The sequence below is a fragment of the Zoogloea sp. LCSB751 genome, from assembly GCF_002028455.1.
GTDB lineage: Bacteria > Pseudomonadota > Gammaproteobacteria > Burkholderiales > Rhodocyclaceae > Zoogloea.
Genome location: NZ_MWUM01000017.1, coordinates 34735 through 56912, shown reverse-complemented (window position 1 = coordinate 56912; position 22178 = coordinate 34735). Strand labels below are relative to the sequence as shown.

Genomic DNA, 22178 nt, shown 5'->3' with positions numbered 1-22178 from the left:
CTTGCACCGCCTGGGATCGCCGGAGGCGAGTGGTGCACTGCAATAGTGCGTGGCCGACCCGGTTTGACGCGGAAATCGAAGCAATTTCCCGTGGCATGGAACTCGCTTGTAAAAAATTGACGATATGGTCAGGTTTTCAGGAGCGAAGCATGGCGTCCCACATCGTTCTGACTTCCCATCCCCGTGCCAGCCGTGGCCGCTCGGTGTCCGCCATCCGCTGGGGCGCGGCTACGGCCGCGGAGCGGGGGCCGTTGGTGGCGGGCCTGGCCGAGCCGACCTTGCGCAACGTGATCGGCACCCATTCCGGCTCTTATTCGGTGTACCGGGCGCTGGCGGTGGCGGCCGGCAACCTGCAGCGCAACCACCGCCCTGATCTCACCAACACGGTGCCGGCCATCGGCATCGGCCCCCATCCGCAGTGGGCGGATGCCGGACGCATCGTGTCCCTCGATCCGTGGGGGCACCGGGCGGCCCAGGAGTTCGCAGCCGAGATTGCGGCCGGCATGGACATCCGCCCGACCATCGCAGTGACCACGGCGCACATCAACATGCCGGAGCTGCGCGACGCGATCGAGGCCGGCCGCCTGGTGCCGGACGGGGACATCCTCGAAGCCAACGGCGACGTGCGTGTCACCAAGGCCGCCATCGACCCGGTGTGGTACCTGCCCGGTGTCGCGGAGCGCTTCGGCATCACCGAGAGCGCCCTGCGGCGGGCGCTGTTCGAGCAGACGGGCGGGATGTTTCCGGAGCTCGTCACGCGGCCCGACCTGAAGGTCTTCCTGCCGCCTATCGGCGGCATGACCCTCTATTTCTTCGGCGATGTGAGCCTGCTCGGCCGTCCGGAAACGCAGGTGGCCTGTCGCGTTCACGACGAATGCAACGGTTCCGACGTGTTCGGGTCGGACATCTGCACCTGCCGGCCCTACCTGGCCCACGGCATCGAGGTGTGCGTGGAGATGGCCCAGCGCGGCGGTGTCGGCCTGGTGGTGTATAACCGCAAGGAGGGCCGCGCCCTCGGCGAGGTGACCAAGTTCCTGGTCTATAACGCCCGCAAGCGCCAGTTCGGCGGCGACCGCGCCGAAACCTATTTCGAGCGCACCGAGTGCGTGGCCGGCGTGCAGGACATGCGCTTCCAGGAACTGATGCCGGACGTCTTCCACTGGCTCGGCATCACGCGCATCGACCGCTGGGCGTCGATGAGCAACATGAAGCACGGGGCGCTGACCGCCGCCGGCATTCAGGTCGTGGAACAGGTGGCGATTCCCGACGAATTGATTCCTGCCGACGCACGGGTGGAAATGGACGCCAAGACGGCGGCGGGTTACTTCACGCCGGTGGCGCCGCCGAGCGCGGCCGAACTGGCGGTTGCCAAGGGCAGGGGGTTGCACGCATGAACCATGGATCGGGATGGCACACGCCGGTTTCTGCCGGTCATCCGGCGGCGCCCCTGCTGAGTTCGGCGGCGGTGCGCGAGCGCTGCCGCGTGGTGACTGCGCGGGTGGAAGCGGGCCTGTCGCCCTTCTTCACCTGGCATCCGGATCAACTGTTGCCCTGCGCCGAGTACGTGGCGCAGACCATCCGCCTCAACTACCCTGATCTCGACGTGCCCTACCATAGCCGCTGGCGCCATTTCGAGGCCGGCGGACGGGACCGCTGGGGCGTGCTGGCCGGCACTCACGGCCTGGACGGCGACCGCTTGGCGCGGGCCCGTGTGGCGGTGGATCTGGTCATTCCCAGCGTGCTGCTGGACGCCGGCGCCGGTGCCGAGTGGCGTTACCGGGACGTGGCCGGCGGCATGGAACTGGGCCGTTCGGAAGGACTTGGCGTGGCCAGCCTGGCCTTGTTTGCCGGCGGTGCGCTGTCGGCCGATCCGGCCTGCCCGCTGCGCTGCGACGCGGCGGCGCTGCAGCGCCTGACGCCGGAGGTGCTGGCCGCGGCCTTCCAGGTGCGGCCAGACAATCCGCTGGTCGGGCTCGAAGGGCGCAGTGCGCTGTTGCAGCGTCTGGGGGCCGTCATGGAGGCGACGCCGGCGGTGTTCGGCACACCGGCCCGCGCCGGCAATCTGGTTGACTACCTGCTGGCCCATGCCATCGACGGCAAGATCGCTGCATCCTTCGTGCTGGCAACCCTGCTGCGCGCCCTCGGGCCCGTGTGGCCGGGCCGCGTGGTGCTGCAGGGCGTCCCGCTCGGCGACTGCTGGGCCCATCCGGCGCTGGAGGATGGCCTGCTGCCCTTCCACAAGCTGACCCAGTGGTTGACCTATTCCCTGCTTGAACCGCTGGAAACAGCCGGGCTGACCATCACCGGGCTGGACGATCTGACCGGCCTGCCGGAGTACCGCAACGGCGGCCTGCTGCTCGACTTCGGGCTGATCCGCCCGCGCGACGAGCGTTTCTGGCGCCATGCCTGGACGGTGGATGCGCCGGCTATCGTCGAATGGCGGGCGTTGACGGTCACGGGCCTGGACCGGCTGGCCACCGCCGTGCGCGAGCTGCTCGGGCTGGATTCCGCCACTTTTCCGCTGGCCCGCGTGCTGGAAGGCGGCACCTGGTCGGCCGGCCGGCGCATCGCCGCCCAGCGCCGCCCGGGGGGCGCACCGCCGGTGACCCTGGTTAGCGACGGCACCGTGTTCTGAAACCACCGCACGCACTGGAGGACTGTATGAGCGCACCCCTTACCGTCATCGACCACCCCCTGCTGCAGCACAAGCTGTCCATGGCGCGCAGCGCGGAGACCACCACCGACAATTTTCGCCGCCTGGTGCGGGAAATCGCCTCCATGCTGGCCTACGAGGTGACCCGCGACCTGCCCACCGAGCTGATCGACGTGACCACGCCGGTGGCGGCCTGCAAGGTACCGGTGATCAGCGGCAAGAAGCTGTGCCTGGTGTCCATCCTGCGGGCCGGCAACGGCATGCTCGACGGCATGATCGACCTGCTGCCCGGCGCACGGGTCGGGCACATTGGGCTGTATCGCGATCCGGAAACGCTGGAAGCCATCGAGTACTACTTCAAGCTGCCGGACGACGTGGAAGACCGCCTGGTGATCGTCGTCGATCCGATGCTGGCCACCGGCAATTCGGCCAGCGCGGCCCTGTCGCGCCTGAAGGAGGCCGGCGTGACCAGCCTCAAGTTCGTGTGCCTGCTGGCCGCGCCGGAAGGCCTGGCCGCGTTGCAGGAGGCCCATCCGGACGTGCCGGTGACGACTGCCGCGGTGGACAGCCACCTCAACGAGCACGGCTACATCGTGCCCGGCCTGGGCGACGCCGGCGACCGCATCTTCGGCACCAAATGACGGTAGCGCCGTCGCCCGGGGAGGTGGACACGCCCGCGCGCGGCGGGCGCATCCGGCGCCAGCACGAGGTCGCCATCCTCGCCGCCGCCGAGCAGGTCTTCGCGCGGGCTGGTTTCCAGGGCGCCACGATGGCGGAGATCGCGTTGGCGGCGGGGCTGCCCAAGTCCAACCTGCATTACTACTTCGGCACCAAGGCCGAGGTGTATCGGGCCGTGCTGGCCAACATCCTGCGCCTGTGGCTGGCGGAGACCGACCGCATCAACGCCGATGCCGACCCGCGAGAGGCGCTGGCCCACTACATCGAGGCCAAGATGCGCCTCACCGCCGAGCACCCGGACGCCTCGCGGGTCTTCGCCAACGAGTTGCTGCACGGCGCGCCGGAGATCGGCGACTATCTGTGCAATGAGTTGCGCCTGCTGGTGGCCGACAAGGCGGCGGTGATCGAAGCCTGGATCGCCGCCGGCAAGATGGCCCCGGTGGACCCGGTGCATCTGTTCATCAGCCTGTGGGCGCTGACCCAGACCTACGCCGACTTCGAGACCCAGGTCTGCGCGGTGCTCAACCGGCCCAGCCTGGAGTCGGCCGATTACCGGCGGGCCACCGCCCATGTGCTGAACCTGGTGCTGCGCGGCTGCGGCCTCGCGCCCCCCATTCTGGAAGGAAGTTTCCCGTGTTCGACCTGATCCTGCGCAACTGCAACTTGCCCGATGGCCGCCGTGGCATTGACATCGGCATCCGCGACGGGCGTATTGCCGCAGTCGAAACGGCGCTGGCCGGCGAGGCGGGGGACGTCATCGACGCGGCCGGCCAACTCGTCACGCCGCCGTTCGTCGACGCCCACTTCCACATGGACGCGACCCTGTCCTACGGCCTGCCGCGGGTGAACCAGTCCGGTACGCTGCTGGAAGGCATCGCCCTGTGGGGCGAGCTGAAGCCCCTGCTGACCCAGGAGGCGCTGGTGGAGCGGGCGCTGGCCTATTGCGACTGGGCGGTGGCCAAGGGCCTGCTGGCGATCCGCTCCCACGTGGATGTCTGCGATCCGCGCCTGCTGGCGGTGGAAGCCCTGCTGCACGTGAAGGACAAGGTGCGCCCCTACCTGGACCTGCAACTGGTGGCTTTTCCCCAGGACGGGGTGTTGCGCAGCCCCGGTGCGCTGGACAACCTGAAGCGGGCGCTGGACATGGGCGTCGACGTGGTCGGCGGCATTCCCCATTTCGAGCGCACGATGGCCGACGGCGTCGAGTCGGTACGCATCCTGTGCGAACTGGCCGTCGAGCGCGGGCTGCCGGTGGACATGCACTGCGACGAATCCGACGACCCGCTGTCGCGCCATATCGAAACCCTGGCTTTCCACGCCCAGCGCCTCGGCCTGCAGGGGCGGGTGACCGGTTCCCACCTGACGTCGATGCATTCGATGGACAACTACTACGTGTCCAAGCTGCTGCCGCTGATGGCCGAGGCGGGTGTCGCGGCGGTCGCCAACCCACTTATCAACATCACGCTGCAGGGCCGCCACGACAGCTACCCGAAGCGCCGCGGCATGACCCGCGTGCCGGAACTCCTGGCCGCTGGCATCCCGGTCGCCTTCGGCCACGACTGCGTGATGGACCCGTGGTACAGCCTCGGCAGCGGCGACATGCTGGAAGTGGCGGCGATGGGCCTGCACGTGGCGCAGATGACCAGCCAGGACGGCATGCGCGCCTGCTTCGCGGCGGTGACGGCGACGCCTGCGCGGATCCTGGACCTGGACGGTTACGGCCTCGAACCGGGCTGCCGCGCCGACCTGGTGCTGCTGCAGGCCGCAGATCCCGTCGAGGCCCTGCGCCTGCGGGCGACGCGTCTGCTGGTGTTGCGCGCCGGGCGGATCGTCGCCCGCAGCCCGGCCGCCGTTGCCACGCTGAACCTGCCGGGACGGCCGTCCCATGTGGATTTTTCTCTCCGGACTTGAGTGTTATCCCCGTCCGTCGTGGTCAACCCTGTGGGTAAGTTGTGAACGGGGGGCCTAGACGACTGATTGAACAGCGTTTTTGGTGTTTGCCTCAATTTTGTGCAATGCACTCTCCAAACCCGTGCGCCGTGTCTTGTGGATTGTTGTGCAGGCTGTGGTTTATCCCCGCCAGTCGTGGTCAACCCTGTGGATAAGGTGTGGGGGGTGTAAACAGGTTGTTGAAAATTAAAAGCTTTTCACTGTTGCTGCAAAATTGTGCAGTGCTTCGAACGATCTGGCGGCGGGGCGGGACGCCTTTTCGGGTGGCTGTTAGCTGTGAAAATCAGGGGGTAGGAGCCGGCTGCCCGCTGTGTTTTATCCCCGCTGTGCGTGGTCAACCCTGTGGGTAAGTTGTGAAAGGCTGCCTTAGACCACTGATCTGTCTGCATTTTTGGTGTTTGCTACAATTTTGTGCAATGCATCGTCCACATGCCCCAAATTGGGGATGTGGATTTGTGGACGTTTTGCCCGTTTTCTCCCCATCAGACGTGGTCAACCCTGTGGATAAGGTGTGAGGGGGGTATTCATGTCACTGATTGGTCAGAGTTTTTTCAAGTTGCTGAAAAAATAGGCAGATCCCCGCTGTGCGCCGCAGAGGGGAAAATCCGCGGATTCGAGCCTTCCCAGCACCTGTTGGCAAGATCGAATTCCCCCAGCGTAGTCAGCGGTCCGCCGATGTCGGACGCCGCGTAAGCCATCAGGCTGAGTCGCGTCACCGCACAGCGCACCCTGTCCCGGCCACCTTCGTCCAGGCGCTCCAGCAGCGGCCCGGTGGGCCATTCGCCGCCGTACAAACCGACGGTGACATGGGGTGTGTAGGGGCCGCCAGGTTCCGCGCGCGGGCCGCACAGGGCCCGCCGCAGACGGCCGATGCCGCCGTCCACGTCGCGGACGGCCAGGAAGGGTGCCGACGTGAAGCTCGCCAGCCCGCCGATCTCCACCATGAAGGGCGCGCCGGCCAGACGCAGGAGGGCATCGAGCTGCCAATCCAGCCCGGCCGGGCCGAAGTCGTCCGGCAGCACCGGCTGCTGTGTCGGAAAGCCGCACAGGGCCAGCGTGATGTGCGGCTGGCGACGGTAGCCGTCGAGCAGCACCTCGCCCAGTTGCCCTGCCGCCTGTTCAGCCAGGCTGCGCACCGCCGGCAGGTCCACGTCGATGGCCCACAGGGCGTAGTGCGGGCGCCCGAGATGCCATTCGTGGAAATCCCGGCGCACGTTGCGCAGCGTTCGCCCGGCGGCGGCGAAGTGCGTGCGGGCTACCTCGAAGACCGTATCGGGAATGGCAAGGGGGGATGGCGGCGCGTCGCGGGGAGGCATGGGGTGGGCTGAAGAAATGTCGGCGCTCCAGCATAACCGCTGGCGTGCCGACGATCATCCCATCCCGCAGACGACGGGCTTTCCGGAGGGGCGACTGTCTATTTGGCGGGAGCCGCAGCCGGCGCGCCGAAGCGCATACAGGCCTTGCTGCGCGGCGCCGGCAAGGTGATGCCCTTGGCCTTGGCCCGTTCGGCCATCTGCGCATGGTGTTCCGCCATGTAGGCCTGGCATTCCTCGGCGGTCTTCATCGCGCGCATCTTGTCCCGATGCGCGCGGCGCTCCTCAGGCGTCATCAGCCCCATGCCCGGCGTGTTGCGGCGGTTCATGCGCCAGCCGCAGTTGGGGCCCATGTCCGCTGTCGCCGCACCGTCAGCCTTCATACATGGCTGGTCGCCCTGCATCATGCCGCCGCCCATTCCACCGCCGCCCATGCCCGGGCCCGGCTGGGCTGCCGCGACGCCGACCATCAACAGGCTTGCCATGCCGGCAAGGATGCATTGCCTGAACATCTTCATTGTTATCTCCTGATGCGCGCGGGCCGTCATCCATCCCCAGGGCTGCCCACCGGCCATTTGCAGGGGCTGGAACCGTGTTACGCCATCAATATTAGGCGCTACTGATCGATGGGCAAGGGCCGCGGCGAGATTTCCTGTCGGGACTTGCCTCAGGTCAAGAAGTGCGTCGCGGGGTGTGACAAGGGGCGGGTCACGGCTGCGACATAGTGTCGCAATCCCTCGTTTCCTGGCCCGCATCAAGAAACTTTCCGGGAGCGCCTTGCTACAGTCCGGGCCCAGTTCCCAACCGACGAGGCTTTCGATGATTTCCGCAAGACTGACCCCCATCGCCGTTGCCGTTTCCATGCTGGCGACGCTTCCGGCCCAGGCAGCGGACACCGCTGACAGCGTGGCGCTGACCCTCGGCGAGGTGGTCGTCAGCGGTAGCGCCGACGGCCCACTGCAGGCGCGGCGTGTGCTGAGCTCGGTGGATATCCTGCCGCAGGCGCGCATCGAGAATCAGGTGGTGGCCAACAACTGGCAGTTGTTCGGCCAGCTGCCCGGCGTGATGCTGACCCAGTTCGGCCAGGGCACCACCTCCGGCAAGTTCTCCATGCGCGGCTTCAACGGGGAAGGGGAGATCAACGCGGTCAAGCTGCTGATCGACGGTGTGCCGTCCAACAGCAACGACGGCAACATGCCCTACATCGATCTGGCGCCGCGGCTGGACATCGAATCCATCGAGGTGGTGCGCGGCACCAACGATCCGCGCTACGGCTTGCACAACATTGCCGGGAACGCCAACATCCTCACCAAGAGCGGCGGCAACTATGTGCAGGGGCGGGCCACCCTCGGCAGCTTCCAGACGCGCGAGCTGCAGGCGGCAGCGGGCATCGAGCAGGGCGCACTGGCCCAGAACTACGCGTTGGCGGTGAATTCGACCGACGGCTACCGGGCCCATTCCGGCGCCGAGAACGGTGCCTTCAGCGCCAAATGGTTCATCACGCCGGAAGGCGGCGACAGCCGCTTCGGCCTGATCCTGCGCCACTCCACCGCCCGCGCCGATGAGGCGGGCTATCTGACCGATGCCCAGCGCCGCGCCGACCCGGACCAGTCGCCAGCCCACAATGCGACTGACGAAGACCGCCGGATGGCCACCCAAGTGGCGCTGCAGGCGGAAACCGCCCTGGGCAGCCAGCTGTTCTGGACCGGCCAGGTGTACCTGAACAATCTGGACGACCGCCGCTTCGTGACCTTCTCGGCGAACGTGTCCCAGCAGGAGCGCGTCGTCGCGGAAACCCACAGCGGCGCGTCCACGACGCTGACCTGGCGGGCCGGCAAGACGGTCCTCGGCGATCTGTCGGTGATGGGCGGCCTCGACGTGGAGCGCCAGGACAACCGCAGCACCCGCTACAACACCGTCAGCCAGGTGCGCCAGAGCCAGACCCGCGACCAGGCTTTCGAATTCGACACCGCCGGTGCCTTCGTGCAGGCCGTGCTCAAGCCGCTGCCCGGCCTGAGCCTGACGCCGGCCTTCCGCGCCGACCGCGTGGACGGCACCTATACCAACCGCCTCAACGGCAAGACCTACGACATCAACGACTACGGCACGATCAAGCAGCCGAAGATGAGTGCGGTGTATGCGCTGTCCGACGCGTACTCGGTGTACGGCAACTGGGGCCGCAGCTTCCAGGTCGGCGTCGGCACCGCTTCTTATAAGGTGAACCAGACGGCCGACCTGTCGCCGTCGATCAACGAAGGCTGGGAGGCCGGCCTCAAGTTCCGCCCGCTGGCGTGGCTGGAAGGCCGCCTGGCGGCCTGGCGCCAGACCGCTTCCAACGAAGCGCGGCGCAAGCTCAACGACCCGGCCAACGACGCCGAGAACATCGGCCAGACCCGCCGCCAGGGCGTGGACCTGCAGCTCAACGCCCAGCCTACGCGCCAGCTCGGCCTGTGGGTCGGTGCCGCGCTGCAGCGCTCGAAGATTCTGCAGGCCGATGTGGCATCCGCCGGCACCGTCGGCAAGGAGATCGACCACGTGCCGCACCTGCTTTACAACCTCGGCGCCGATTACCAGGCCAGCGAGGCCTGGCGCCTGTCGGCATGGGTGAACGGGCAGAGCGGCTACTACCTGGAGCGCACCAACAGCACTGGCAAGTTCGGCGGCTATACGCTGGCCAACGTAGCGGCCGCCTATCGCCTCAGCCCGCGCGTGAATCTCGAGGTGCAGGTGCGCAACCTGTTCGACCGTTACAACGAATACGCGTGGTGGGACGGCGCCCAGTCCCTGCATGCGCCGGGCGCGCCGCGCAGCGTGTACGGGACGGTCGCGGTCAAGTTCTGAGCCTCGATGAAACGCGAGTTGCGCCGCCTGTGGGTCAAGCTGCACCTGTACGTCGGCCTGCTGGCTGGCGGCCTGTTCGTGCTGCTGGGGCTCACCGGCAGCGTGCTGGTGTTCTACCTGGATGTGGATGGCCTGCTCAATCCGCAGATCCGCGTCAGCGCAGCGGCGCCCGCGCCGTCGCCGGAGGCGGTGTTCCAGGCGCTGCGCGCTCGCTACCCGCAGCGCGACGGGCCATGGCGCATCGAGATGCCGCTGGCGGCGGACGCGCCGGTGCTGGCCCGCTATTACAATCCGCCGGAAACGGCCGGGCGCGGCTTCGCGCCGCTGATGCTGAGCCTCGATCCACACACGCTGGAGGTCACCAGCGCGCGCTTCTGGGGCGACTACGCGACGACCTGGCTGTTCGATCTGCATTACACGCTGCTGGCGGGCGAGGGCGGCAAGACGACAGTCGGCATCCTCGGCCTGCTGCTGTCTTTCTCGCTGCTCAGCGGGCTTTATCTGTGGTGGCCCAGCCGCGCCCGCCTGGCCGCAGCACTCAAACCGGTGCTGCGCAGCGGCGCGGTCCGCCGCACCTACGACCTGCACGTGCTCGGCGGCGTCTATGGCCTGCCGGTGTTGCTGGTGCTGGCGCTGACCGGCAGCGCGCTGGCCTTGCCGGACTTCACCCGCGATCTGGTCGCCGGCGCGTCGCCGCTGAGGCCGGCGTATCGGCCGCCGGCCGGCCTGCTGGACGAAGGGGCCGCACCGATCTCCCTCGACGCGGCGGTGCGCATCGCCCGCGAGTCCTTTCCCGGTGCGGAGCTGCGCTGGATCGAGACCTCCGGCAGCGCGGGGCGGCCGATCTCGGTGCGCTTCCATCAGTCCGGCGAGCCCAGCCGGCGCTTCCCGCGCTCCCAGGTGTGGGTGGACCCGAGTGACGGACAAGTGCTGGCGGTGCGCGATCCGCTGCGGGAGTCCGCCGGCGACGGCTTCCTGGCCTGGATGCATCCGCTGCACAACGGTGAGGCCTTCGGGCTGCCGGGCCGCATCCTCGCTTGCGTGGCCGGGCTGCTGCCGGCGCTGTTGTTCGTCACCGGCTGGCTGCGCTGGCGGCACAAGGTCCGCGCCCGTGCGCTGCGGGAGACCCGGCCGGTGCTGCACACCACCACCCTGTGGGGGCGAATTCATTCGCCCTCCGCTCGTTTCAGGGAGTCCGAGGGCGAATGAATTCGCCCCCACAGGGCGGCATCTGAGGCATTTCTGGTCTACCGCAGTGAATTTGCTGGAACGGCTTTTTCCTTACGGGGTCTTTACGCAGTCTTACGAAGGCATCGTGTAGCATTGCGACCGCCTCTCGATGGCTTCGAACTGCCGGCCTGTAGCGGGCCGGCGCCTTCCGGAAAAACGCTCCATGTCCAGCCCTGCCTCTGCCTCGTCCGATTCAGAATCCCGTTCCCGTCGTCGCATTCTTCCCTGGCTCATCGTGCTGGCCCTCGCGGCCGGCGGAGGCTGGTATTACTCCCACCGCGGTGCATCGGACGGAGACGGGGGAGGTGGCAAGTCGGCAGACGGGCGGCGCGGCGGCCGTGACGGGCGTGGCGAGCGGCCGATCCCGGTAAGCCTAGCCACCATCGCCACCGGCGACATCCGGGTGATGGTGCCGGCCCTCGGCAGCGTGGTACCGCGCAACCAGGTGACGGTGCGTTCGCGGGTCGACGGTCCGCTGCTGGCGGTGAAGTTCACCGAAGGCCAGCCGGTCAAGGCCGGCGACGTGCTCGCGTTGATCGATCCCGATCCCTTTCGCGCCACCCTGGAGCAGGCCCGCGGCCAGTTGGCGCGGGATGCGGCGCTGCTGAAGAACGCGCAGATCGACCTCGAGCGCTACAAGGGCCTGCTGCGTCAGGATTCCATCGCCGAGCAGCAGGTGGCGACCCAGGAGGCGCTGGTGCGCCAGTACCAGGGCACCGTGCAGGCCGACCAGGCGGCGGTGAAGAGCGCCGAGCTGCAGCTCTCCTACACCACCATCAAGGCGCCGATCGCCGGTCGGGCCGGCCTGCGGGCGGTGGACCCGGGCAACATCGTCAAGGCCTCCGATACCACCGGGCTGGTGACCATCGCCCAGGTGAGCCCGATCACCGCCGTGTTCCCGGTGCCGGAAGACCGTCTGCCGGCGGTCATGAAGCGCGTGCGCGACGGCAAGGGGCTGATCGCCGAGGCCTGGGACCGGGAAATGAAGAACCACCTCGCCGACGGCAAGCTGCTGGCGGTGGACAGCCAGATCGACAGCACCACCGGCACCGTCAAGCTGAAGGCGGATTTCGCCAACAAGGACGGCAGCCTGTTCCCGAACCAGTTCGTCAATGTGCGCCTGATCCTCGACACGCTCAGTGGCGTCGTCACGGTGCCGACTGCGGCGGTTCAGCAAGGCGCCAAGGGCAGCTACGTCTACAAGGTCGGTGAGGGCAACAAGGTGGCGTCGGTGCCGGTCAAGCTGGGGCCGGTGGACGGCGACAAGGCCGCCGTCGAGGAGGGCCTCGCCGCTGGCGACCGCATCGTCGTGGACGGCCTCGACAAGCTGAAGGACGGCGCCCAGATCGAGGCCATCGACCCGAAGGCCGCGGATGCGCCTGGGCGGGAGAAGAAGCGTGGCAACGGCGGCCGTCCGGGGCATTAACGCATGAACCCGTCCCGTCCGTTCATCCTGCGGCCGGTGGCGACCTCCCTGCTGATGGTCGCCATCCTGCTGGTGGGCCTCGTCGCCTATCGCCTGCTGCCCATCTCGGCGCTGCCTGAGGTGGATTACCCGACCATTCAGGTCAAGACCCTCTATCCCGGCGCCAGCCCGGACGTGATGACCTCGGCCATCACCGCGCCGCTGGAGCGCCAGTTCGGCCAGATGCCGGGGCTCGACGAGATGTCGTCCACCAGCTCCGGTGGGGCCTCGGTGATCACCCTGCGCTTCAGCCTGTCCCTGAGCCTGGACGTGGCCGAGCAACAGGTGCAGGCGGCCATCAACGCCGCGTCCAACCTGCTGCCCACCGACTTGCCGGCACCGCCCACCTACAGCAAGGTGAACCCCGCCGACGCGCCGATCCTGAGCTTGGCGGTGAGCTCGAAGAGCCTGCCGATCACGCGCATCCACGACCTGGTGGAAAGCCGCCTGGCGATGAAGATCTCCCAGGTGCCGGGGGTCGGCCTCGTCAGCATCGCCGGCGGACGCCGCCCGGCGGTGCGGGTGCAGGTCAACCCGACCGCCGCCGCGGCCTACGGGCTGGGGCTGGAGGACATCCGCACGGCCATCGCCAATGCCAACGTGACCCAGGCCAAGGGCAGCTTCGACGGACCCCAACGGGCCTCCACCATCGACGCCAACGACCAGCTGCGTTCCGCCGACGAGTACCGCGGCCTGATCGTCGCCTACAAGAACGGCAACCCGGTGCGCCTGTCCGACGTGGCCAACCTGGCCGACGACGCCGAGAACCTGCGCCTTGCCGCCTGGGCCGACAGCCAGGCGGCGGTGATCATCAACGTGCAGCGCCAGCCGGGCGCCAACGTGATCGAGGTGGCCGACCGGGTCACCGCGCTGCTGCCGCAGATGACCGCCAGCCTGCCGGCGTCGATGGACGTGCGCGTGCTGTCCGACCGCACCACCACCATCCGCGCCTCGGTGCACGATGTGCAGATCGAACTGATGATGGCGGTGGCCCTGGTGGTGATGGTGATCTTCCTGTTCCTGCGCAGCGTGCCGGCGACCATCATCCCCAGCGTGGCGGTGCCGCTGTCGCTGGTTGGCACCTTCGGGGTGATGTACCTGGCCGGCTTCAGCCTCAACAACCTCACGTTGATGGCGCTGACCATCTCCACCGGCTTCGTGGTGGACGACGCCATCGTGATGATCGAAAACATCGCCCGCTACGTAGAGGAGGGCGAATCGCCGATGCAGGCCGCGCTGAAGGGCGCCAAGCAGATCGGCTTCACGATCATTTCGCTGACCTTCTCGCTGATCGCCGTGCTGATTCCACTGCTGTTCATGGCGGACGTGGTCGGCCGGTTGTTCCGCGAGTTCGCGATCACGCTGGCGATCGCCATCCTGATCTCTGCCGTCGTGTCCCTGACCCTCACGCCGATGATGTGCGCGCGCCTCCTCAAGCATGTGCCGGAGGCCGAGCAGGGGCGCTTCTACAAGGTCATGGGCGACTTCTTCGACCGCGTCATCGCCCGTTACGGCGTGATGCTGCAGTGGGTGCTCGACCGCCAGGGTCTGACCCTCGTCGTGGCCGTCGGTACGCTGGCGCTGACCGCGCTGCTGTACGTGGTGGTGCCCAAGGGCTTCTTCCCGGTGCAGGACACCGGCGCGATCCAGGGCATCACGGAGGCGGCCCAGTCGATCTCCTTCGATGCCATGTCGCAGCGCCAGCAGGCGCTGGCCGAGGTGGTGCTGAAGGACCCGGCGGTGGCCAGCCTGTCGTCCTTCATCGGCGTGGATGGCGCCAACGCGACCCTCAACAGCGGGCGCATGATGATCAACCTCAAGCCGCTGGACGAGCGGGATGCCAGCGCCGCCGAGGTGATCCGCCGCCTGACGCCGGAGGTGCGCAAGGTGGCCGGCATCACGCTGTACATGCAGCCGGTGCAGGATCTGTCCATCGAGGACAAGGTCAGCCGCACCCAGTACCAGTTCTCGTTGCAGTCGCCGGATTCGGCGGCGCTGAACGAATGGGTGCCGCGCCTCGTCGAGCGCCTGAAGGGCCTGCCGCAGCTCGCCGACGTGGCCAGCGACCTGCAGGACAAGGGCCTGCAGGCCTGGGTGGAGATCGACCGGGCCAGCGCCAGCCGCCTCGGTGTCAGCACCGCGGCCATCGACAACGCCTTGTACAACGCCTACGGCCAGCGCCTGATCTCCACCATCTTCACGCAGGCCACCCAGTACCGTGTGGTGCTGGAGGTGAAGCCGGAATTCCGCAGCAGCCCGGCGGCCATCGCCAACCTCTACGTGCCGGGCAGCGGCGGCGCCCAGGTGCCGTTGTCGGCGGTGGCGCGGGTCGTCGAGCGGCCGGCGATGCTGGCGGTGAACCACATCGGCCAGTTCCCGGCGGTGACCTTGTCCTTCAACCTGGCGCCGGGTGCATCCCTCGGCGCGGCGGTGGAGGCAATCCGCAGTGCGGAGGCCGAACTGGGCCTGCCGGCCAGCATCGAGACCAGTTTCCAGGGCGCGGCGCTGGCCTTCCAGGCCTCGCTGACCAATACGCTGCTGCTGATCCTCGCTGCGGTGGTGACCATGTACATCGTGCTCGGCGTGCTCTACGAGAGCTACATCCACCCGATCACCATCCTGTCCACGCTGCCGTCCGCCGGCGTCGGCGCACTGCTGGCGCTGCTGATGGCGCGCAGCGAGCTGGGCATCGTCGGCATCATCGGCATCGTGCTCCTGATCGGCATCGTCAAGAAGAACGCCATCATGATGATCGACTTCGCCCTGGATGCCGAACGGCGCGAAGGCCTCGCCCCGCGGGAGGCCATCTACCAGGCCTGCCTGCTGCGCTTCCGGCCGATCCTGATGACCACGCTGGCGGCGCTGCTCGGCGCGCTGCCGCTGATGCTGGGCTCCGGCGTCGGCTCCGAACTGCGCCACCCGCTCGGCGTGACGATGGTCGGCGGCCTGCTGGTCAGCCAGGTGCTGACGCTGTTCACCACGCCGGTGATCTACCTGGCCTTCGACCGCCTGGCGCGGCGGGGGAGGGCAGCATGACAGCCGACACGGGGGCGAATCCCTTCGCCCTTCAGCAGTTCCGTGGCGTTTCCGCATCCGGTGACGCACTCCGGAAGGGCGGTCCGCGATGAACCTGTCCCGCCTGTTCATCTTTCGCCCGGTCGCCACCGCGCTGCTGACGCTGGCGGTGGCGCTGGCCGGCGCGATCGCCTTCCGCCTGCTGCCGGTGTCGCCGCTGCCGCAGGTGGATTACCCGACCATCTCGGTGTCGGCCAACCTGCCCGGCGCCAGCCCGGAAACCATGGCGGCCACCGTCGCCGGGCCGTTGGAGCGCATCCTCGGGCAGATCGCCGGGGTCACCGAGCTGACCTCCTACAGCACCCTCGGCTCGACGCGGGTGACGCTGCAGTTCGAGCTGTCCCGCGACATCGACGGTGCCGCCCGCGACGTGCAGGCGGCCATCAACGCGTCCCGCGGCCAGTTGCCGACCAGCCTGCCGAACAACCCGACCTACCGCAAGGTGAACCCGGCCGAGACGCCGATCATCATCCTGGCCCTCACGTCGGACACGCTGACCAAGGGCCAGCTCTACGACGCCGCGTCGACGGTGCTGGCCCAGCGCCTGTCCCAGGTGGACGGGGTCGGCCAGGTGTCCATCGGCGGCAGCTCGCTGCCGGCGGTGCGCGTCGAGCTGGACCCGGACCGCCTGGCTGCCAACGGCCTCAACATGGACGACGTGCGCAGCGCCATCGTCGGCACCAACGCCAACCGCCCGAAGGGCGTAGTGGAGGATGGTGAGCGGGCCTGGCAGGTCGGCGCCAACGACCAGGCGCGCACCGCCGACGAGTACAAGCCGCTCATCGTGTCGTGGAAGAACGGCGCCGCGGTGCGCCTGTCCGACGTGGCCAATGTGCGCAACGGCATCGAGAACGACCGCAACTACGGCTACGCCAATGGCCGCCCGGCGGTGCTGCTGATGGTGAACCGCCAGCCCGGCGCCAACATCATCGACACCGTGGACCGGGTTACCGCGCTGCTGCCGCACCTGCGCGCCAGCATCGCGCCGGCCATCGACCTGGACGTGGTGATGGACCGCACGCCGACCATCCGCGGCTCCCTGCGCGAGGTGGAGCACACCCTGATGATCTCGGTGGCGCTGGTGGTGATGGTGGTCTTCCTGTTCCTGCGCAACCTGCGGGCGACGGTGATCCCCAGTGTGGTGGTGCCGGTGTCGCTGATCGGCACCTTCGCGGTGATGTACCTGGCCGGTTTCAGCCTCGACAACCTGTCGCTGATGGCGCTGACCATCGCCACCGGCTTCGTGGTGGACGACGCCATCGTGGTGCTCGAGAACATCGCGCGCCATATCGACGAAGGCCTTGCCCCGCGTCAGGCGGCGCTGCGCGGGGCGCGGGAGATCGGCTTCACGGTGGTGTCGATGAGTCTGTCGCTGATCGCCGTGTTCATCCCGATCCTGGCCATGGGCGGCATCGTCGGGCGCCTGTTCCGGGAGTTCGCAATCACCCTGTCGGCGGCGATCCTGGTGTCGATGGTGGTCTCCCTCACCGCCACGCCGATGATGTGCGCGCGCCTGCTGCAGAAGCGCCCGCCGGAAGGCGAGCGCGGGCGCTTCGACCGCCTTGCCGGCGGTGTGCTGGACCGCCTGGTGGACGGCTACCGGCGCAGCCTGGGCTGGGCGCTGGCGCACCCGTGGCTGGTGCTGGTGGTGTTGTTCGCCACCATTGCGGCCAACGTCCAGCTCTACAACACCATCCCGAAGGGCTTCTTCCCGCAGCAGGATACCGGGCGCATCCGCGGCTTCGTCGAGGCCGACCAGGCGATTTCCTTCCAGGCCATGCGCGGCAAGATGGACGTCTTCCTGGCCATCGTCGGGGCCGATCCGGCAGTCGCCAACGTGGTCGGCTTCACCGGCGGCGGGCAGCTCAATTCCGGCTCGATGTTCATCACCCTCAAACCGATCGCCGAGCGCAAGGAATCGGCGGAGGCCATCGTCAGCCGTCTGCGCAAGAAACTGGCCCACGTGCCGGGGGCCAGCCTGTACCTCAACCCGGTGCAGGACATCCGCATCGGCGGGCGCTCCAGCAATTCCAGCCAGCAGTTCACGCTGCAGTCCGACAACCTGGACGAACTGCGCCTGTGGGAGCCGCGCATCCGCAATGCGCTGAGCCGCCTCGACGAGATCACCGACGTGAGCTCCGACCAGCAGGACCGGGGGCCGCAGACCACGCTGGTGATCGACCGCGACGCGGTGGCCCGCTACGGCCTGACCATGCGCGCGGTGACGACGGCGCTCAACAACGCCTACGGGCAGCGCCAGGTGTCCACCATCTACAACCCGCTCAACCAGTACCGGGTGGTGATGGAGGCGGCGTCCGACTACCTGCAGGGGCCGGAATCCCTGGCGCGGCTGACCCTGGTGTCGTCGTCCGGCGCCCAGGTGCCCCTGTCGGCGGTGGCCCGCATGGTGTCCACGCTGGCGCCGCTGTCGGTGAGCCATCAGGGCGGCGCGGCGGCGTCGACGATCAGTTTCGCGCTGCCCGAAGGGCGCTCCATCGGCGAGGCCACCGACGCCATCCGCGCCGCGGTGGCGCGCATCGGCGTGCCGGTGAGCATCCGCACCAGCTTCGAGGGCAGCACCGGCGCCTTCCAGAAGTCCATGAGCACCCAACCGCTGCTGATCCTGGCCGCGGTGGTGACCATCTACATCGTGCTCGGCATGCTCTACGAGAGCCTGATCCACCCGATCACCATCCTGTCCACGCTGCCGTCGGCGGGCGTCGGTGCGCTGCTGGCGCTGATGGGCATGGACACCGAGTTCAGCCTGATCGCGATGATCGGCGTGATCCTGCTGATCGGCATCGTCAAGAAGAACGCCATCATGATGATCGACGTGGCGATTGCGCTGCAGCGCCAGGGCGCCAGCGCCCGCGATGCGATCCACCACGCCTGCCTGCTGCGTTTCCGGCCGATCCTGATGACCACGCTGGCGGCCCTGTTCGGCGCCATCCCGCTGGCCATCGGCACCGGCGACGGCGCCGAGCTGCGTCAGCCGCTGGGCATCGCCATCGTCGGCGGCCTGATCCTCAGCCAGATCCTGACCCTCTACACCACGCCGGTCGTCTTCGTGATGCTCGACCGGCTGCGCCGCCAGCCCAAGTCCGCGGCGGCATTGCAGGCGGAGAGCGCCCTTTGAAGATGAAGAAGATGAATGCGATGGACAACAAGGCCCCCGGGGGGGAAAAGCCAGTAGGGGCGAATTCATTCGCCCAAGGTGGCGGATTCCACCTCCGCGGGCGAATGAATTCGCCCCTACTGTGTCTTTTGCTGGCGGCATGCACGGTCGGCCCGGACTACGTGCGGCCTACGGTGGAAACCCCCGCGGCCTTCAAGGAAGCGGCCGGCGACTGGCGCCCGGCGAGCCCGCAGGACCCGGTGTCCGGCGACGCCTGGTGGACGGTGTTCGGCGATCCGGTACTCGACGGCCTGCAGGCCAAGGTGGACATCTCCAACCAGAACCTGCGTGCTGCCGAGGCCCAGTACCGCCAGGCCAGAGCGCTGGCCGATTCGGCCCGCGCGTCCTGGTTCCCGACCATCAACGGCACTTTCGGCGCGACGCGTTCGGCCAGCGCGGCTTCCAACGCCAGCGCCGGCAACGCACCGCCGGTCAACAGCTTCAGCCTCGGCGCCAGCGCCAGCTGGGAGGCCGACGTATGGGGGCGTATAGCCCGCAACGTGGAAGCAGCCGACGAGCGCGTGCAGGCCAGCGAGGCGGATCTTGCCGCGGCCCGCCTGTCGGCCCACGCGACGCTGGCCCAGACCTATTTCCAGCTGCGCGCGGCGGAGCGCCAGAAGGCGCTGCTCGACGCGGCGGTGGCGGCCTACGAGCGCTCCCTCGAACTGACCCGCAACCGCTACGCTGCCGGCGTGGCCACCAAGGCCGACGTGGCCCAGGCGGACAGCCAGCTGCGCAGCACCCGCGCGTCGGCGCTGGATGCGGGCCTGTCGCGCAGCCAGTATGAGCACGCCATCGCGGTGCTGATCGGCCAGGCGCCGTCGAGCTTCGCGCTGCCGCCGGTGGCGGGCCCGCTCGCCGCCGCGCCGGTCACGCTGACGCTGCCGTCCACGCTGCTCGAACGGCGTCCCGACATCGCTGCTGCCGAGCGCCGTGTGGCCGCCGCCAATGCGGCCGTCGGCGCGGCCCAGGCGGCGCGCTTCCCGGTGCTTGGCCTGTCCGCTTCCACGGGCTTCCGCCGCTCGCAGATCGAGGATCTGCTGACCGTGCCGAGCCGCTACTGGTCCCTCGGTCCGACGCTGGCGGCGACCTTGTTCGACGCGGGCGCCAAGAAGGCCGCGGTGAGCCAGTCCGTCGGCGTCTGGGAGCAGGCCGTGGCGACCTACCGACAGACCGTGCTGGCGGCCTTCCAGGAAGTGGAGGACAACCTCGCCGTGGTGCGTGTGCTGGAGGAGGCCGGCGTCGAGCAGGCCGCCGCGGTGTCCGCCGCCGCCGAGGCCGAGACCATCGCCCTCAACCAGTACCGGGCCGGTGCGGTCAGCTATCTCAACGTGGTCACCGCCCAGGCCACCCACCTCAGCGCCCAGCGCAGCGCCAGCGACCTGGCCGCCCGCCGGCTGGTGGCGGCGGTGTTGCTGGCGAAGAATGCCGGCGGCGGACTGGGCGGGAAGCTGCCGCCCGAGACGCGGTGACGTTCCAGCAGGAAGGCCATGTGGGGAAGCGCCCTGGCCCCTGATTCTCCGGGCTACCCCGATCGGTGCGAACTTTCGTCATCGACGGACGTCCATCATGTATGCTGCGGTGCACCAATCCAGGCCGCAGCACCTGAATGGAGGTATTCCGTCCATGTTGAAGAAGCTTTGGAAAACCCGGGACATTGCCGTTCCGTCCCTGAGCCTGGCCTTGCAGGGGGGCGGGGCGCACGGCGCCTACACCTGGGGCGTGCTCGACCGCCTGCTGGAAGACGACTGGCAGATCGACGGCATCAGCGGCACCAGTGCCGGCGCGATGAACGCCGTGGCGCTGGCCCAGGGCTGGACCCGCGGCGGATCGGAGGGCGCACGGGAGAGCCTGGCGGCGTTCTGGGAGGCGGTATCCGATACCACGCCTTTCGAGCTGGACCTGCTGCACAGCCTCAATCCCGCCGGTGACGGTTCGCTGCCCGGGGCGATGGGAATGATGCTGGGCCTGACCAAGGTGTTCTCCCCGTACCAGCTCAACCCCTTCGAGTTGAATCCGCTGCGCGACGTAGTGCGCGCCCAGTTCGATTTCGAGCGCATCCGCCGGGACTGTCCGCTCAAGCTGTTCATCGCGGCGACCCGCGTGCGTTCCGGCAAGGTCCGGCTGTTTCACACCCGCGAGCTGAGCGAAGACGCGCTGCTCGCCTCGGCCTGTCTGCCGACTCTGCACCACGCGGTGCAGATCGACGGAGAAGACTATTGGGATGGTGGCTTCACCGCCAATCCAGCGATCTACCCGTTGATGTACGAATGCGCCACGCCGGACATCCTGCTGGTGCTGCTCAATCCACTGGTGCGCCCGGAGGCGCCCCGCAGCGCCGAGGAGATTGCCGCGCGCAGCGTCGAGCTGGGCTTCTCGACGACGTTCCTGCGCGAGATGCGCATGATCGCCCACGCCCGCAGCTATATCGAGGAGGGCAGCAACTGGCTGCCCCAGGGGCGGCTGGAGCGCAAGCTGACCCGCCTGCGCTTCCACATGGTGGAGGCCGAGGAACTGGTGGATGCCGGCACGGCCAGCAAGCTCAACGCCACGCGGGCCTTCCTGACCGAGCTGCGCGACCTCGGGCGGGCTCGGGCGGCGCGCTGGATCCGCTCCCACCGCCAGGACGTCGGCGTGCGTCCTTCGATAAGGCTGGCCGACCTGTTCGCCTGAGGTGCTGGCCGGCTTCTCTTGACGCAGGGTGTCGACTGATCCATATTCGAGTATCAATTGATACTTCAGAGCCTGGCATGCCGATCGTTACCCCTGAGCAGATTGCCGCCGTGATGGCGCTTGTTCCGGTTCCGCATTCGTTTGCTGAACTCGATGAGCGGGTGGCCGAAGGATTGCCGAAGTCCGCCCTCAAGGCCGGTGCCGAAAAACTCGGCCGCAGCGTGGAGGAACGCCGTGCGCTGCTCTACCGGGTGGTTCCCGAGGCGACGCTGAAGCGTCGCCGGGACCGCCTGAGTGCGGCCGAATCGGAAAGGACCGAGCGTCTCGCCCGGGTCTATGCAACGGCGCGACATGTCTGGGATTCGGACGAGGATGCGCGGGCCTTCCTGCACGCGTCGCACGCCATGCTCGGGGGGCGCGCGCCGCTGGAGGTCGCGATGACCGAACTGGGCGCGCGGAGGGTCGAAACCCTGCTGTGGAGGCTGTTCTACGGCATCGCGGCGTGATGCGGATCTATCGCATCGCCGACAAGCGTCACCCTGTCTGGGATGGCTCCGGCGCGGCCCTGGTCGGCGGGCGCTGGAACAGCCCTGGACGCCCGGCGATCTACGGCTCCCTGAGCTATGCCTGCGCGATGCTGGAAATCCTTGCCCATGCGGGCATCGGCCGTATTCCCTCGACCCAGCAGTTCGTGGTGGTGGATGTGCCGGCATCCGTGTCCGTGGAGCGCCGCGATGCAGGCATGCTGCCCGACGACTGGGATACCGAGGACAGCGCCGCGGCGCGCAGCTTCGGCGACGCATGGCTGGCCTCCGGCCGCAGTCTCGTCCTCGTTGTGCCGTCCGTGGTCGCACGGCTGGAGTTCAATGCCGTGATCAACCCCGCCCATCCGGATTTCCGGCGGCTGCTCGTGAGTGCGCCTGAAGCGGTCGTCTGGGATGGGCGCTTGTTTGCGGGCCGGGGCACGCTGTCGCGGTGAGCGTGCCGTCCGCGCCACCGTGATGCGGACAGCGTGGAAAAAGACCGTTTGCGTTTATTTCAATCTCAAGACAGCCCGTTTTGAGCCGATATGCTTGGGCTCGCCCGTACTGCGTGGCATGTCAGCTGTGCCGTACAGGGGTGTCG

General features: G+C 68.2%; 16 protein-coding genes. 14 read left to right on the top strand and 2 right to left on the bottom strand.

The window, feature by feature from the left end; all coding sequences use genetic code 11:
- The first annotated feature begins 149 nt into the window (after positions 1 to 149).
- Genes B4920_RS17635 through B4920_RS17615 form a run of 5 tightly spaced genes read left to right on the top strand, consistent with a single transcriptional unit; the run spans position 150 to position 5242 of the window.
- Positions 150 to 1394: a GTP cyclohydrolase II gene (locus B4920_RS17635; RefSeq protein ID WP_079435932.1), complete on the top strand. Its 1245-nt coding sequence runs from the start codon at positions 150 to 152 to the stop codon at positions 1392 to 1394.
- Positions 1391 to 2635, top strand: a complete 1245-nt coding sequence (locus B4920_RS17630; RefSeq protein WP_079435931.1) for a URC4/urg3 family protein — start codon at positions 1391 to 1393, stop codon at positions 2633 to 2635. The genes B4920_RS17635 and B4920_RS17630 overlap by 4 nt, the downstream gene beginning before the upstream one ends.
- Before the next feature lie 26 nt (positions 2636 to 2661).
- Positions 2662 to 3294, top strand: coding sequence for a uracil phosphoribosyltransferase (upp, locus tag B4920_RS17625; protein WP_079435930.1), 633 nt, complete (start codon positions 2662 to 2664; stop codon positions 3292 to 3294).
- On the top strand, positions 3291 to 3977 hold the full coding sequence (locus B4920_RS17620) for a TetR/AcrR family transcriptional regulator (RefSeq protein ID WP_079435929.1): 687 nt from the start codon (positions 3291 to 3293) through the stop codon (positions 3975 to 3977). The genes upp and B4920_RS17620 overlap by 4 nt, the downstream gene beginning before the upstream one ends.
- Positions 3965 to 5242 carry an amidohydrolase family protein gene (locus B4920_RS17615; protein WP_079435928.1) on the top strand — a complete coding sequence of 426 codons (1278 nt, stop codon included), beginning with the start codon at positions 3965 to 3967 and terminating at the stop codon, positions 5240 to 5242. Before B4920_RS17620 ends, B4920_RS17615 begins: the two co-directional genes overlap by 13 nt.
- Positions 5243 to 5832: 590 nt before the next feature.
- On the opposite strand, the gene B4920_RS17610 is transcribed toward B4920_RS17615, so the two are convergent.
- Both B4920_RS17610 and B4920_RS17605 read right to left on the bottom strand, forming a co-directional pair.
- The gene (locus B4920_RS17610; RefSeq protein ID WP_079435927.1) at positions 5833 to 6597 is read right to left on the bottom strand and encodes a 2'-5' RNA ligase family protein; all 765 of its coding nucleotides are present in this window, start codon (positions 6595 to 6597) and stop codon (positions 5833 to 5835) included.
- Positions 6598 to 6695: 98 nt separating this feature from the next.
- Entirely contained in the window at positions 6696 to 7112 is a 417-nt protein-coding gene (locus B4920_RS17605; protein WP_088179500.1) for a hypothetical protein, read from the bottom strand.
- A 301-nt stretch (positions 7113 to 7413) separates the two neighbouring features.
- On the opposite strand from B4920_RS17605, the gene B4920_RS17600 reads away from it, so the two are divergent.
- The 9 genes from B4920_RS17600 (at position 7414) to B4920_RS17560 (ending at position 22032) form a co-directional block, all read left to right on the top strand.
- Positions 7414 to 9435: a TonB-dependent receptor gene (locus tag B4920_RS17600; RefSeq protein WP_079435926.1), complete on the top strand. Its 2022-nt coding sequence runs from the start codon at positions 7414 to 7416 to the stop codon at positions 9433 to 9435.
- 6 nt (positions 9436 to 9441) lie between these two features.
- On the top strand, positions 9442 to 10644 hold the full coding sequence (locus B4920_RS17595) for a PepSY domain-containing protein (RefSeq protein ID WP_079435925.1): 1203 nt from the start codon (positions 9442 to 9444) through the stop codon (positions 10642 to 10644).
- A gap of 184 nt (positions 10645 to 10828) precedes the next feature.
- Positions 10829 to 12091 (top strand): MdtA/MuxA family multidrug efflux RND transporter periplasmic adaptor subunit, encoded by a 1263-nt coding sequence (locus tag B4920_RS17590; protein WP_161493327.1) that lies wholly within the window; start codon positions 10829 to 10831, stop codon positions 12089 to 12091.
- 3 nt (positions 12092 to 12094) lie between these two features.
- Positions 12095 to 15166 (top strand): MdtB/MuxB family multidrug efflux RND transporter permease subunit, encoded by a 3072-nt coding sequence (locus B4920_RS17585; protein ID WP_079435923.1) that lies wholly within the window; start codon positions 12095 to 12097, stop codon positions 15164 to 15166.
- Between the two features lie 88 nt (positions 15167 to 15254).
- Positions 15255 to 18341, top strand: coding sequence for a multidrug efflux RND transporter permease subunit (locus tag B4920_RS17580; RefSeq protein WP_079435922.1), 3087 nt, complete (start codon positions 15255 to 15257; stop codon positions 18339 to 18341).
- Between the two features lie 104 nt (positions 18342 to 18445).
- Positions 18446 to 19852 carry an efflux transporter outer membrane subunit gene (locus B4920_RS17575; protein ID WP_088179499.1) on the top strand — a complete coding sequence of 469 codons (1407 nt, stop codon included), beginning with the start codon at positions 18446 to 18448 and terminating at the stop codon, positions 19850 to 19852.
- A 154-nt stretch (positions 19853 to 20006) separates the two neighbouring features.
- On the top strand, positions 20007 to 21053 hold the full coding sequence (locus tag B4920_RS17570; protein WP_079435921.1) for a patatin-like phospholipase family protein: 1047 nt from the start codon (positions 20007 to 20009) through the stop codon (positions 21051 to 21053).
- Between the two features lie 77 nt (positions 21054 to 21130).
- Positions 21131 to 21559: an antitoxin Xre/MbcA/ParS toxin-binding domain-containing protein gene (locus tag B4920_RS17565; protein ID WP_079435920.1), complete on the top strand. Its 429-nt coding sequence runs from the start codon at positions 21131 to 21133 to the stop codon at positions 21557 to 21559.
- Positions 21559 to 22032: an RES family NAD+ phosphorylase gene (locus B4920_RS17560; protein ID WP_079435919.1), complete on the top strand. Its 474-nt coding sequence runs from the start codon at positions 21559 to 21561 to the stop codon at positions 22030 to 22032. Before B4920_RS17565 ends, B4920_RS17560 begins: the two co-directional genes overlap by 1 nt.
- The last annotated feature ends 146 nt before the right edge of the window (positions 22033 to 22178 follow it).

Bases quoted from the DNA above. Each gene is read 5' to 3' on its own strand.
- B4920_RS17565 (WP_079435920.1), top strand. From the start codon at position 21,131: ATGCCGATCGTTACCCCTGAGCAGATTGCCGCCGTGATGGCGCTTGTT.
- B4920_RS17575 (WP_088179499.1), top strand. From the start codon at position 18,446: ATGAATTCGCCCCTACTGTGTCTTTTGCTGGCGGCATGCACGGTCGGC.
- B4920_RS17630 (WP_079435931.1), top strand. From the start codon at position 1,391: ATGAACCATGGATCGGGATGGCACACGCCGGTTTCTGCCGGTCATCCG.
- B4920_RS17585 (WP_079435923.1), top strand. From the start codon at position 12,095: ATGAACCCGTCCCGTCCGTTCATCCTGCGGCCGGTGGCGACCTCCCTG.
- upp (WP_079435930.1), top strand. From the start codon at position 2,662: ATGAGCGCACCCCTTACCGTCATCGACCACCCCCTGCTGCAGCACAAG.
- B4920_RS17635 (WP_079435932.1), top strand. From the start codon at position 150: ATGGCGTCCCACATCGTTCTGACTTCCCATCCCCGTGCCAGCCGTGGC.
- B4920_RS17590 (WP_161493327.1), top strand. From the start codon at position 10,829: ATGTCCAGCCCTGCCTCTGCCTCGTCCGATTCAGAATCCCGTTCCCGT.
- B4920_RS17570 (WP_079435921.1), top strand. From the start codon at position 20,007: ATGTTGAAGAAGCTTTGGAAAACCCGGGACATTGCCGTTCCGTCCCTG.
- B4920_RS17560 (WP_079435919.1), top strand. From the start codon at position 21,559: ATGCGGATCTATCGCATCGCCGACAAGCGTCACCCTGTCTGGGATGGC.
- B4920_RS17580 (WP_079435922.1), top strand. From the start codon at position 15,255: ATGAACCTGTCCCGCCTGTTCATCTTTCGCCCGGTCGCCACCGCGCTG.
- B4920_RS17595 (WP_079435925.1), top strand. From the start codon at position 9,442: ATGAAACGCGAGTTGCGCCGCCTGTGGGTCAAGCTGCACCTGTACGTC.
- B4920_RS17605 (WP_088179500.1), bottom strand. From the start codon at position 7,112: ATGAAGATGTTCAGGCAATGCATCCTTGCCGGCATGGCAAGCCTGTTG.
- B4920_RS17600 (WP_079435926.1), top strand. From the start codon at position 7,414: ATGATTTCCGCAAGACTGACCCCCATCGCCGTTGCCGTTTCCATGCTG.
- B4920_RS17610 (WP_079435927.1), bottom strand. From the start codon at position 6,597: ATGCCTCCCCGCGACGCGCCGCCATCCCCCCTTGCCATTCCCGATACG.
- B4920_RS17620 (WP_079435929.1), top strand. From the start codon at position 3,291: ATGACGGTAGCGCCGTCGCCCGGGGAGGTGGACACGCCCGCGCGCGGC.